This window comes from Malacoplasma penetrans HF-2, from assembly GCF_000011225.1.
Classification (GTDB): Bacteria; Bacillota_I; Bacilli_A; order Mycoplasmatales; family Mycoplasmoidaceae; genus Malacoplasma; species Malacoplasma penetrans.
The window spans coordinates 341,712-355,292 of record NC_004432.1; the positions used below are offsets into that span (position 1 = coordinate 341,712).

5 protein-coding genes are annotated in these 13,581 nt (G+C 27.8%); all 5 read left to right on the forward strand.

Features of this window, described 5'->3' with window-relative positions; genetic code table 4:
- Positions 1-183 precede the first annotated feature (183 nt).
- Complete coding sequence (locus tag MYPE_RS01385) at positions 184-3,555, forward strand: lipoprotein 17-related variable surface protein (protein ID WP_044891228.1); 3,372 nt, start codon at positions 184-186, stop codon at positions 3,553-3,555.
- A gap of 206 nt (positions 3,556-3,761) precedes the next feature.
- Positions 3,762-7,130, forward strand: coding sequence for a lipoprotein 17-related variable surface protein (locus MYPE_RS01390; RefSeq protein ID WP_011077094.1), 3,369 nt, complete (start codon positions 3,762-3,764; stop codon positions 7,128-7,130).
- Between the two features lie 164 nt (positions 7,131-7,294).
- Positions 7,295-10,666 (forward strand): lipoprotein 17-related variable surface protein, encoded by a 3,372-nt coding sequence (locus MYPE_RS01395; protein ID WP_044891229.1) that lies wholly within the window; start codon positions 7,295-7,297, stop codon positions 10,664-10,666.
- Between the two features lie 341 nt (positions 10,667-11,007).
- A complete protein-coding gene (locus MYPE_RS01400; RefSeq protein ID WP_011077096.1) occupies positions 11,008-12,114 on the forward strand; it encodes a P35 family lipoprotein in 1,107 nt (368 codons plus the stop codon).
- A 302-nt stretch (positions 12,115-12,416) separates the two neighbouring features.
- The gene (locus tag MYPE_RS01405; RefSeq protein ID WP_011077097.1) at positions 12,417-13,568 is read left to right on the forward strand and encodes a P35 family lipoprotein; all 1,152 of its coding nucleotides are present in this window, start codon (positions 12,417-12,419) and stop codon (positions 13,566-13,568) included.
- Positions 13,569-13,581 lie beyond the last annotated feature (13 nt).

Sequence of the window (13,581 nt, forward strand, 5' to 3'; positions counted from 1 at the left end):
TTTTAGTAATTTATAGATTAATCACCTTAAATTTTTTAAGGTGATTTTTTTATTTGCTGCTATGTTTTTTAATTAAAAATGTTTTCTAAATGTAACTTGTAAATGCTTATTGAATGCCTAGGGTATTTTAATTTTTGTTTAAAACTAATAAAATTAATTTGTGTTTATAGGATGGTATTAATAATGAAAAAACTGTCTAAAAAAATATCTTTAGCAATAACTAGTTCAATTCTAAGTATTGCAGCTGGAATTTCAATTGCATTACCAATTTCACAAGATGCAATAAGAAATTCATCAATTAGTAGTATTAGTTCAAGCAATCAAGCAACTACAACAAGTAAGGTTATACCTTCTGAAGTTAATGACCAAAATGCAAATATATCAACTAAAAATGGTCCTGTAACTTTTATGGGGAATACAATTACAGCACTTGATTGATTTGGTAATGAATTATGATCAATTGATTTTGCAAAGTATGTTCCTGATAAAAATGGCACTATAGATGGCGTAACATATGATGGTTCATGAGGTAGGGCTTGATACAATTGAGACTATGATAGAAACAATGATACAATTTGAGTCTTAGGTTTTTGATCAAGTTCCAATAAAAAACAACCTCTTTTTCAGATCAAAGCATCTGATGGGTCTTTTACTAAACATGAAATAGATTATTCAAAAATTACAGGATTAGGTTCTGTAGCAGTAAATACTGCCTATCGTTTTGTTTCAGCTTTAGGTTCAGGAAAAATCATGATTTATGGTGGTGCCGGTAGTACATATAATGCTAAAGGTATATTGTATGATCCAACTAGTAAAATCTCATCTTTAATAGAAGGGAATTCTTCTAATAATACTATACTACCATTGGGAAATAGTTCTTATGGTTCTTCTTATAAATGATATTTCTTTAACTTAATACCTATTGCATCGAATAGAAATATTGTTGAAGTTGTAAACTTTACAACTCAAGCCGGAATAACTGGTGATGGTGCAGCAAACCATGCAAATTACAATGTTTACTTTTTATTAGTTGATGATAATTTAAACATGGTTTATGATTCTAGTTCTAGTAGTCAATGGGCAAAACCTGTTGAAGTAGCTCAAGGTATGAGTGGTTATAGAAACTCTAAAATTACTCCTCAACGTGATTACTATTCATTGTTAGATGGAAAAGTAGTTACAGTTGTTTATAACACTGCAATTATTATTGATGGTAAAAGTAGTGATACTAAAATTGGTACTTTCCCAATGACAGATTCTAAATGAATTAAATCGTGAGCATTTGATTCAAACCAAAACTTGTATTTTAAATTTAAAGATGAAAAGATTATTTATAAAGTATCTGGATCTGCTTGAGATACTCTTGGTAGCAATTTAAAAAATGAAGCTATATCTCCAAATAGATATCTTGATTTAGCTGGGGTTGGTGAAGTTAATAAATATGCAGATGATTTAATTATTTACAATGTGTATGGTTATACAGGTCAGTTAATGATGATAAATTCTATATACAATGCAAATGTTAATACAAGCAATTCAACAACAATAACACCTGATAGTAATGATTCTAATTATGGATTAGCTTTTGGAGTAACTCAAAATAAAACCAATCAAAATGAAGGTGACTATGTTGGTATCTTAAATGGTCCAAGTAGTATTTTGAAAGCATCAGATTTTGAACTTAGTGATTCAGCTAAAAGTTCTAAGATTCCTAGTGAAATTACAAAAGAAGATATTGTTGAATCTAATGGTTTCATGAAGACATCAAGTGATTTCAAAATAACAAGTATGAATGATACAACAGGAGATATTACAATTGAATGTCAGTTGTATCAAATCCCTTGATTTACAACAACTCTTCCAGATGATATCTCTCCAAAAACAGTTACCAAAACTTATAAAACAGATAAAAAGATTGCTGATAAAACATCTTGAAAAACATTATCAGTTTCTACTGATTATGATTTCTTAAATATGAAACCATCAACTATTAAAAAAGAAGATATTGATAACTTAGATCCATTCCAAGTTTCATTCCAATCTCAAATTATTACAGATAGAAATGGCCAACAACTTTATCCTAAAAAGACTTATGGATTTTCAGATGCTAAAGATAGTGATGGAACAATTAAGGTAACTGTAAAATATGAATACATTCCAATGGGTATAACTTATACTGGTAATGCTTCAGAAGTTAAATCATATACTACAAATACAACATATAAAGTATTTGATAGTTCTATGACTGCTGCTTTTAATTTCTTAGGTCAAAATAATAACAGTCAAACAACTGTAGATATTAGACAAGTATCAGAACTTAAAAATTTATTAAGTGCAAATACATTACCATCTTCATTTAGTAGTTTAAATACTTCAACAGATTCTACAAATTCTGGGTTTTTACAATTTGTTAACACAAACACTAGTAAAGGTTATCCAATTTCTAAAATGAACTTCACAGTAACTGCAGATGATAATGCTGGGACATTAAAAATTAGTGGAACAATGCCTGCTCAAAATTCTCCTAATAGTAGACAAGAAACTTTTACTGTTACATATACTAATTTAAATAAATCTTCTAATTACAACTTTAGTTTTAAAAATGTAACTCAAATTGGAACTCAAAACATTAATTCAATTCTTCCATCTGCTGTAACTGATGGAGACATTATTAATAACTTCATAAGCTATACAGGTTTTAGTTCAAATGATTTTTCAATTACTAAAACAGTAGATGATGAAAATGGAACTTTAACAGTTGCAATTAATTTGGATAAAAATTATGCTCAAGCAATTGGAAATGGAACTGTAGGATTTAGCAATTATAGTGCAACTAGAACATTTAGTGGTTTTATGACAAAAGACCAATATAACCAAAGATTTGATGTTCAGTTTGTAAGCGATAGTGATACTAAATTACTTCAGTTAAAACAAATGCAAGTTACAGAAATTTATCAAACATTTAATAGTAATCCTTCATCTAGTTTAACTGTTGGTAGCCAAACTTATACAAACTTAAAAGATTTAATAGAGAAATTACTAATTCAAAGTAAAGGTACTTCTATTCCATCAGATTGAGCAACAAATGACAAAATAACTGCAACAATGCATTATGATAATGCACAAGGAACAATTAGCTTTTATGTAAAAATAGATAAGTCTTTAGTTGATGGATCTAATAGTGATATTAACTTAGTTGTAAACTACACAGGATTTGTTAAAGGTAATGTTGATTCAACTTCTGATAACTTATCATTTGTAGCAGATAATATGTTGGAAAGTTATTTAATTAGTAATGGTGATACAACTGAAGATGACTTTAAAAACTTTAACCCAACAACATTTGCTGAATGATTAAAAGCAAAAGATAATGAAATGGCATTAAAACTTATTTCTTATAAGAGTGGTGAATATGTAACTTATTTATCAAGCAATAAATATAAGTTATCTGTAATTGCTAATGAAACTCAAAGAACAGTATCTATATTTATTAACTTTGACAAATTAACCAATGATAAGTCATTAACAGAATATTCTGTAACTTATACTATTTAAATTTAAATATTGGATTAATAGAAAAATTGATCCAATATTTTTTATTATGTTTGTGTATTTTGATTTACTAACTCTAATTTATATTTAATAAAAAAATATTTTTATTAGTTAGTAGTTGCATTACTTTTAAGGTAATAAGAATACCTGCTAGAATAATCCTTTTTTCAAAGAAATAAAATTAAAGGCAGATAAGGAAGGTATTTATAATGAATAAATTGTCAAAAAAATTATCTTTAATAATAACAAGTTCAATTTTAAGTATTGCTGCAGGAATCTCTGTAGCATTACCAATTTCACAAAATCTTGTAAAAGATTCATCTATAACCAACATTAATTCTATTAGCCAAGCAACAACAGAAAGTAAAGTAATACCATCGGAAGTTAATGACCAAAATGCTAATATTTCCACTAAAAATGGTCCTGTAACTTTTATGGGTAATACCATTACTGCTCTTGATTGATATGGTAATAAAATGTGGGATATTGATTTTTCAAAGCAAGTTCCTGATAAAAATGGAACTGTCTCTGGAAATAGCTATGATGGTGCATGACCTCGTGCTTGATACAATTGGGACTATAACAGAAGTGATGATACTATTTGAGTTTTAGGTTTTTGATCAAGCAACAATAAAAAGCAACCGTTATTTGAGATAAAGGCATCTGATGGAACTTTTACTAAACACGAAGTTGACTATAACAAATTCTCAACAGATTTACCAAACCCTAATGTAACTTCAGCATATCGTTTTATTTCGGCTTTATCTTCTGGTAAAGTTATGATTTATGGTGGTGCAGGAAGTACATATGATGCAAAAGGTATATTGTATGATCCAAAAACTAAAACTGCAGAACTAATAAAAGGTAATTCTGCTGAAAAATCAATTCTACCAATAGGTGATAATAGTTTTGGTGAAAATTATAGATGATATTTCTTTAATTTAATTCCAATTGCCAACAATAAAAATTTAGTAGAAGTCTTTCCTTTTTCTTCTAAAGCTACAACTGATGATACTGAAGCAGCAAAAAATGCTTCTTATGACATTTATTTTTTGTTGGTTGATGATAATTTGAATATGGCATACACAACAGGTACATGATCTTCTAAAATTAAAGTTGCTGATGCAATGCAAGGTTATAGAAATACTCAAGCTACTCCACAACGCGATTATTATTCATTGCTTGATGGAAGAGTAGTTACAGTTGTATATAATACTGCAATTATTATTGATGCAAAAAATACCAATGACATTAAGTATGGTGTTTTTCCAATGTCAGAAACTAAATGAATAAAATCTTGAGCTTTTGATTCAAACCAAAACCTATATTTCAAGTTTAAAAATGAATCTAAAATTTATAAAGTTTCAGGTACTGCTTGAGAAACACTAGATAACAATTTAAAAAATGAATCTATTTCACCACAAATATATTTAGATTTATCTGGGGTTAGTGATATTACAAAGCATGCAAATAATTTAATTATTTACAATGTGTATGGATACACTGGTCAGTTAATGATGGTTAATTCTATTCACAATGACTATGTGAATACAAAAAATTCTGAATCTATAACTGTAGAAAGTAATCCTGAAGAATATGGATTGGCCTTTGGTGTTACTCAAAATAAAACAAATCAAAATGAAGGTGATAATGTTGGTATCTTGAATGGACCTAATAGTATTTTAAAAGCTTCTGATTTTGAACTAAGTAGTTCTGCAAGAACTTCAAAAATACCAAGTGAAATAACAAAAGATGATATTGAAACATCAAATGGATTTTTAAAAAATTCAACAGATTTTAAAATAACTAAAATGGATGATGAAAAGGGTGAAATTGAAATTGAATGTCAACTTTATCAAATTCCTTGATTTACAACAACATTACCAAATGATATTTCACCAAAAACTGTAACTAAATCATATACAACTTCAAACAAGATAGCAGATAAAACATCTTGAAAAAATTTAACTGCATCTACTGATTATGACTTCTTAAATATGAAACCTTCAAAGATAACTTCTGAAGATCTAACTAATTTAGACCCATTCCAAGTTTCATTTCAATCTCAAGTTGTTGTAAATGCACAAGGGCAACAACTTTATCCTAAAAAAACTTATACTGTTTCATCTCAGGATGATAAAACAGGAAAAGTAGGGGTGAAAATTAAATATGAATATATTCCAATGGGAATAACTTACATAAGTACTACATCACCTAAAATTTATGAAACTACACATACTTATGATGTGTTTAAAAATTCTGATTCTGCATCATTTAAATTTATGGGGCAAACTAGTAATAGTAATAATTCTATAAACATCACTCAAGTTTCAGAATTAAAAAATTTATTAAGTGCAAATACTTTACCATCTTCATTTTTGAGTTTGAATAACTCAGGAGATAAAACAAATTCAGGATTCTTACAATTTATTAATACTAATACTAGTAAGGGTTATCCAATTTCAAAAATGAAGTTTACTGTAACTGCAAATGATACTGCAGGAACACTAACAATAAAAGCTGATATGCCAACAGCATATTCACCTTTAAACAAAGATGAATCATTTACAGCTACTTATACTAATTTAAATAAATCAACAAACTATAAATTCAATTTTAAAAATATATCTCAAATTGGATCACAAAACATTAATTCAATTCTTCCTTCTGCTGTAACTGATGGAGATATTATCAATAACTTTATAGAATATACTGGATTTAGTTCAAATGATTTCTCAATAACTAAAACAGTAGATGATGAAAATGGAACTTTAACAGTTGCAATTAACTTAGATAAAAACTATGCTGAAGCCATAGGAAAAGGCAATGTTGGATTTAGTAACTATAGTGCAACTAGAACATTTAGCGGTTTTATGACTAAAGATCAATATAACCAAAGATTTGATGTTCAGTTTGTGAGTGATTCTGATAATAAACTAATTCAATTAAAACAAATGCAAGTTTCTAAAATTGTTGAAACATTTAATAATACAACTTCAACTAGTTTAACAGTTGATGGAACAACTTATAGTAATTTAAAAGATTTAATTGAAAAATTATTAATTCAAAGTAAAGGTACTTCTATTCCATCAAATTGAGCTAATAATAACTTAATCACTGCAACAATGCATGCTGATAATGCACAAGGTACAATAAGTTTTTATGTGAAGATAGATAAATCAATAGTAACAGGTTCAAACAGTGATATTAACCTAGTTGTTAACTATACAGGATTTGTTAAAGGTAATGTTGTAGATACTGGTGATAACTTATCATTTGTAGCAGACAACATGTTAAAAAGTTATTTATTGAGTAATAAAGATGTTACTGAAGAAGAATTTAATAAATTCAATCCAACTACATTTGCTAATTGATTACAAGAAAAAGATAATGAAAGAGCTTTAAAACTTATTTCATATAAAAGTGGTGAGTATGAACAGTTATTAGCTGATAAAACTAAATATAAATTAGCTGTAATTGCTAATGAAACACAAAGAACAGTTTCTATATTTATAAACTTTAATAGTGTTTCTAATTCTCAATCATTAAAAGAGTATTCTGTAACATATACAATTTAAGCTTTAAAAATATTAATAAAATATTGGGTTAATCAAAAAGATTAATTCAATATTTTTTATTGTTTTAATAGATTAATAATCATGTCTTTGAAGTCTTAGGTGTTTGATTAAGGTCTTAAAAAAATTTAAAATATAAAAGTATGTTAAAAAAGGATAAATTTATCATGAGTAAACTATCTAAAAAATTAACTTTATCAATTTTAAGTTCTGTTTTGAGTATTGCAACAGGGTTATCAATTGCATTACCTATATCTCAACATTTAGAAAATAGTTCATTAATTACTAATATTTCAAGCATTAATCAATCAACTCAAGCTGGTGAAATTGTACCTACTGAAGTAAATGATCAAAATGCCAATCTATCAACAAATAATGGTCCAATAACTTTTATAGGTAATAAGATTACTGCACTTGATTGATATGGGAATGTCTTATGAGAAAAAGACATGGCAGATGAAATCCCAGATAAAACTGGAGCTAAACCAGGAAAGGATTATACAGAAGGTGCATGACCTCGTGCTTGATTCAACTGAGATTATAATAGAAGTAGTAACTTATTATGGGTATTAGGTTTTTGATCAAGCACTACTAGAAAACAACCCCTTTTAGGTATTGATGCATCAACTGGTAACATAAAGTATACATATGATATTGATTACAGTTCTTATTCTAGTTCTATTGGAAATGTAACAGCTTCAACTACTTATCGTTTTATTTCTGCATTATCTTCAGGGAAAGTAATGGTATATGGTGGTGCAGGTAGTTCATATAATGCTAAAGGAATATTGTATGATCCTACAACTTCTTCAGCATCTCTAATTTCAGGAGATTCATCTAATTCTAATATTTTGCCTCTTGGTAATGCCACATATGGTTCTAAGTATAAATGATATTTTTTTAACTTAATTCCAATTGCTAACAATAGAAATTTAGTAGAAGTATTACCTTATTCTAGTGATTATGCATCAGGGGATGCAGGTTCTAATAATGCAAACTATAATGTTTATTTTTTATTAGTAGATGATCAGTTAAATATGGTTACAAAAGATTCATCAAATAGATGATCAAAACTTGTTCAAGTAGCTAGTGGTATGGCAGGTTATAGAAATACACAAATTACCCCACAACGTGATTACTATTCACTATTAGATGGAAGAGTAGTTACAGTTGTATATAATACTGCTGTAATTATTGATGCATCTGCAAGTGATGTAAGATTTGGTTCTTACCCAATGTCTGAAGCCAAGTGAATTAAATCGTGAGCTTTTGACTCTAACCAAAACTTGTATTTTAAATTTAAAGATGAAACAACAATTTATAAAGTATCTGGAACTTATTGAGGGACATTAAATAACAGTTCAAGTAGCAGCACTGTTTCACCTTACACTTACTTAAATTTATCTGGTATTACACAAACAAAAGATTATGCAAGTAATCTGATTATGTATAATGTTCATGAATATACTGGTCAATTAATGTTGATTAATTCTAAATATAATGACAGAGTTAACACTGATAATTCATCTATTACTTCACAAAATAATAATGATAATTATGGTTTAGCAATAGGTATTACTCAAAATGCTAATGACCAAAATCAAGGGGATTTTAAAGGTATATTAAATGGAGCTGATAGCATTCAAAAAGCTTCAGATTTCCAACTTAGTGATTCAGCTATAGCATCAAAAATACCAAGTGAAATCACAAGAAACGATATTGAAACTTTAAATAATTCATTTTTAAGAAATTCATCAGATTTTTCAATAACTAGTATAAATGATGAAACTGGTGAAATTACAATTGAGTGTAAACTTTATCAAATACCTTGATTTGCTTCTGAACTTCCAAGTAATATCACTCCAAGAGTTGTTTCTCACCAATATACTACAAATAATAAAATAACAAATAAAGTTTCATGAAAAACACTATCAACTTCAACAGATTATGACTTCATGAATATGACACCTACTAAAATAAGAGCAGAAGATGTTGAAAATTTAGACCCTTTCCAAGCATCTTTTCAATCCCAAACCATCACTAATGCAAGTGGAGAACAGCTTTATCCTAAAAAGACTTATACAGTGTCAAATGCTAATGATACAAATGGAACTATAAATGTTACTGTTAAATATGATTATGTTCCAATGGGATTAACTTACAATACTAGTAATGTGAAAACTTATACTGCAACTCATAGTTATCAAGTATTTAAATCTACTGACACTGCTGAATTTAAGTTTATGGGGCAAACTGGATCTTCAACAACTTCTTCTATCAATGTAACAAATGTTGCAGAACTTAAAAACTTATTAAATGCAAATACTTTGCCTTCTTCATTTTTATCTTTAAACAATTCAACAGATTCAACAAATTCTGCATTCTTACAATTTGTTAACACTGCAAACAGTAAAGGTTATCCAATTTCTAAAATGAGATTTACTGTAGCTGCAGACGATAATGCAGGAACATTAAGTATTACAGCAAATATGCCAAGTGATTATTCTCCAACTAATACATCACAAACATTTACTGTAACTTATACAAATTTAAATAGAGCTGCAAATTATAGTTTTAGATTTAAAACTAATTACTCTTCAGTTGGGTCTCAAAGCTTTAGTGCTTTATTACCATCTTCAATTACTGATGGAGATATTATTAATAATTTAATTGAATACCAAGGATTCAATTCAAATGACTTTACAATTACTAAAACTGCAAATGATGCAAATGGTACTTTATTAGTACAAATATCATTAAATAGTAATTATGCTTCTGCAGTGGGTAATGGAAATGCTGGATTTACAAATTATTCTGCAAGTCATACATTTACTGGATTTATGACAGAAGACCAATATAATGAAAGATTTAATGTTGAATTTACAGATGATACTGATACTAAATTGCTTGATTTAAAACAAATGCAACCATCACAAATCTATGATAGTTTAGTAACTGCAACTACTAAAGAGTTGACTGTTGGTAACACTAAATATACTGACTTAAAAGAACTGATTGAAAATTTATTAGTATCTGAAAAGGGTTCATTAGTTCCAAGCGGTTGAAAAGATAATTCATCTATAACTGCTGGAATGTATTATGATAACTCACAAGGAACAGCAAGCTTTTATGTAAATATTCCTAAGAGTTTAATGGCTGGGTCTAATAGTGATTTAAACCTTGTAGTAAACTATACAGGATTTGTTAAAGGTAATGTTGTAGCTACACAAGATAATTTATCTTTTGTAGCAGACAATATGCTTAAAAACTATTTAATAAGTAAAGGTTTTGTAACTCAAACAGAATATGATGCATTTACTCCAACTAGTTTCGCAGAGTGATTAAGAAGTGGAACAAATGCACTTAATCTAATTACTTATAAAACCGGTCAATATGAACAATTATTAAATAATCCAAGTGGATATACTTTTAATATAGTTGCTAATACCACTCAAAAAACAGTTTCTGTTTATATTCATTTTAATAATGTAACTGATTCTAATTCTTTATCTGAATATTCAGTGACTTATACAATATAGTTAAAATATTGAAAACTAAAAATTTGGTTTTCAATATTTTTTTATTTTTTTAATAGATATTTCTTATTTCAATAAGTAAAAAAGGTAGAGTTAATGGGAATTAACTCTACCTTTTTCTTTTTATCTATTTAACATATTTCATTTATATACCAAAAATACTTTATATAGTCATTAATTAGTAAGGAAAGTGAAATAAAATTCATATATTTTTTGCATTCAGTTGTTTTTATGGAGAAATAATTCCCATTATTTCTACTAACAAAATTTTCATTTATTTAACTGGTAAATTTGTCTTTTTTATATTTCAAAATTTGAAAGGTAATAATTATTAACTAAATATTATGAAAATTAAAAAAATTAAATTATTGAAAGCTCTTGCATTAACCGGGGCTTTTGGAATTGTTGCAACAGTTCCAGTAATTGTATCTTCTTGTTCTTCTACTGATAACAATGGAGGAACTGGAAACAATAACAATCAAGGTGGAGGAAATGGTGGAAATACTGACACTCAACAACAAACTATTACACCTAAATTAAAAGCTGATGTAACTACACAAGGTGCTTTAAGTAAAATTTATGACACTACTGCAAAAGAAGATACTAACACTTTAATTGCAAAAGATATTAAAGCTAATCCTGAAACTTACTTTGAAAATGGTGCAGATTTAAAATCAATTGAAGGATGAACTGTAACTGTTGATGGTAACTTTGATTCTGCTGCTTCATGAGAAGGTCAAACATATGATGAATGATCTAAAACAGCTAATATCAAAAAAGGTGTCTATGAACAAACTTCTGCTCAATTAAATATTGCTTCTTTAAAGGATCTGAAATCTCAACTTTCAACATCTGAACAAATTAAAAAACTTTGTGAAGATTCAAATTTAACATTTTCTGATGCAACTGAATATAAAGTTCAAAATCAATTAGGATTTACAGATGGAGATTTATTACATGTTAATGTAACTGCAAAGCAAAACACAACAAATCTTGTTATGGATGTTGCAATTCCTGTATCTGATCTTAATTTAAAGATTACAGGTCTTAAAGTTTCTGTTTCTAAAACTGAAAATCAAACTGGTAACAATGTAGCTGAAGTTAAAGATTTAACTACTAATTTCACTTACAACATTGGTATTAATGATACAGTTAAAGAAATTACTCCAACAGCTGTCTTAGCACAAGATAAAACTGATGCTAATAAAGTATTAAAAGCACTAGGATATGCTACAGAAGCTGCAAATGTTTACACATTGGATAATGATAAACTTTCTGATGCTTTAGGGTTATATAACTGTAAATTTGAAGCAGTAAGTAGTAAAGCTACAAATGAAGCAAACAAATATACTGTTACATTAAAAGCAACACCTAATGATGGGTATGTTTGAGAAAATGGAACAAAAGATGCTAAAGAAGTTTCATTTGTTGCCACTTTAAACGATAAATAGTAAATCTAAAAACAAACTATATTAAATTTATTTTTATAAGAAAAAGGTAGAGTTAATGCAAATTAACTCTACCTTTTTTACTTTTGTTTATTTAACATATTTCATTTATATATCAAAAACACTATGGAAGCTTATAAAACTGCACTGAAAATGAAATAAAATACATATATTTTTTGCATTTAGTTTAATTTTTGGAGAAGTAATTTGCATTATTTCTACTTCTTAAATTTTTCTTTATTTAACTGGTAAATTTGTCGTTTTTATAATTTCAAAATTTGAAAGGTAATAATTATTAACTAAATATGAAAATTAAAAAAATTAAATTATTGAAAGCTCTTGCATTAACCGGAGCTTTTGGAATTGTTGCAACAGTTCCAGTAATTGTTTCTTCTTGTTCTTCAACTGATAATGGAAACAATAACCAAGGTGGGACTGGTGGAAATGGTCAAGGTGGAGATACTCAACAACAATCTACAGTAAAACCTGAAATTAAAACTGATGTAAAATTGAGTGGTAAATTATCAGGTATTTATGATGCTTCTGAAACAGATAGAAAAGACACTAATACTTTAATAACTAATGATGTTAAAACAAATCCAGAAAATTATTTTACTAATGGTGATCAAATTAAAGATGCTATTAAAGATGCTACTGTAACTGTTGATGGTGGATTTAAAAAAGAATCATCTTGAAGTGGTAATCCTTACAGTACTTGATCTACAGGAACAACAGCTACTTTATACCCTTCAGCTGCTCCACAAATTAATATTGCTTCATTAAATGATTTAAAAGATACAAAATTAAAAGATTCTACTGCTATTGAAACCTTCTTAAAAGATGCAAATATATCTTTTACAGGTGCTAGTGGATTTAGTGTTCAAAATCAACCTGGATTAACTGATGGTGATTTATTGCATATAAATATTAAAGCAAAACAAAATAGTCAAGATCTTAATTTAGATTTACAAATCCCTGTATCTAACATTAACTTAGAAACAACACTTAAAATCTCAATTGATGCAACAACTAACACTACAGGAAATAAAATTGAAGCTGTAAAAGATTTAGAAACTAAGTTTAGTTACAATATTGGTATTGATGCAACTCTTAAATTTGAACAACAAAAAGGGGAAGCTCCTGCTGCAACTACAAATGAGGTTAGTGATGCAGCTACTGCAGCAAAAAATATTTTGGTAAAATTAGGTTATGTAAGTTCTGGGGATACTTTAAGTGATGACAAAATTTCTGCAGCTTTAGGAATTTATAACTGTAAGTTTACACCTAAAAGTGCAACTGAAAATACAAATGCAAAACCTAATGCAGAAGTTACAAATTCTAATAAGGTATATACAGTTACTGTAACTGCAACACCATATAATGAAACATATGTTTGAGATGATGGGTCAACTGGACCAAAAGATATTTCATTTGATGTAAGTCTTAAAGTTAGCTAATAAAGATTTTAAT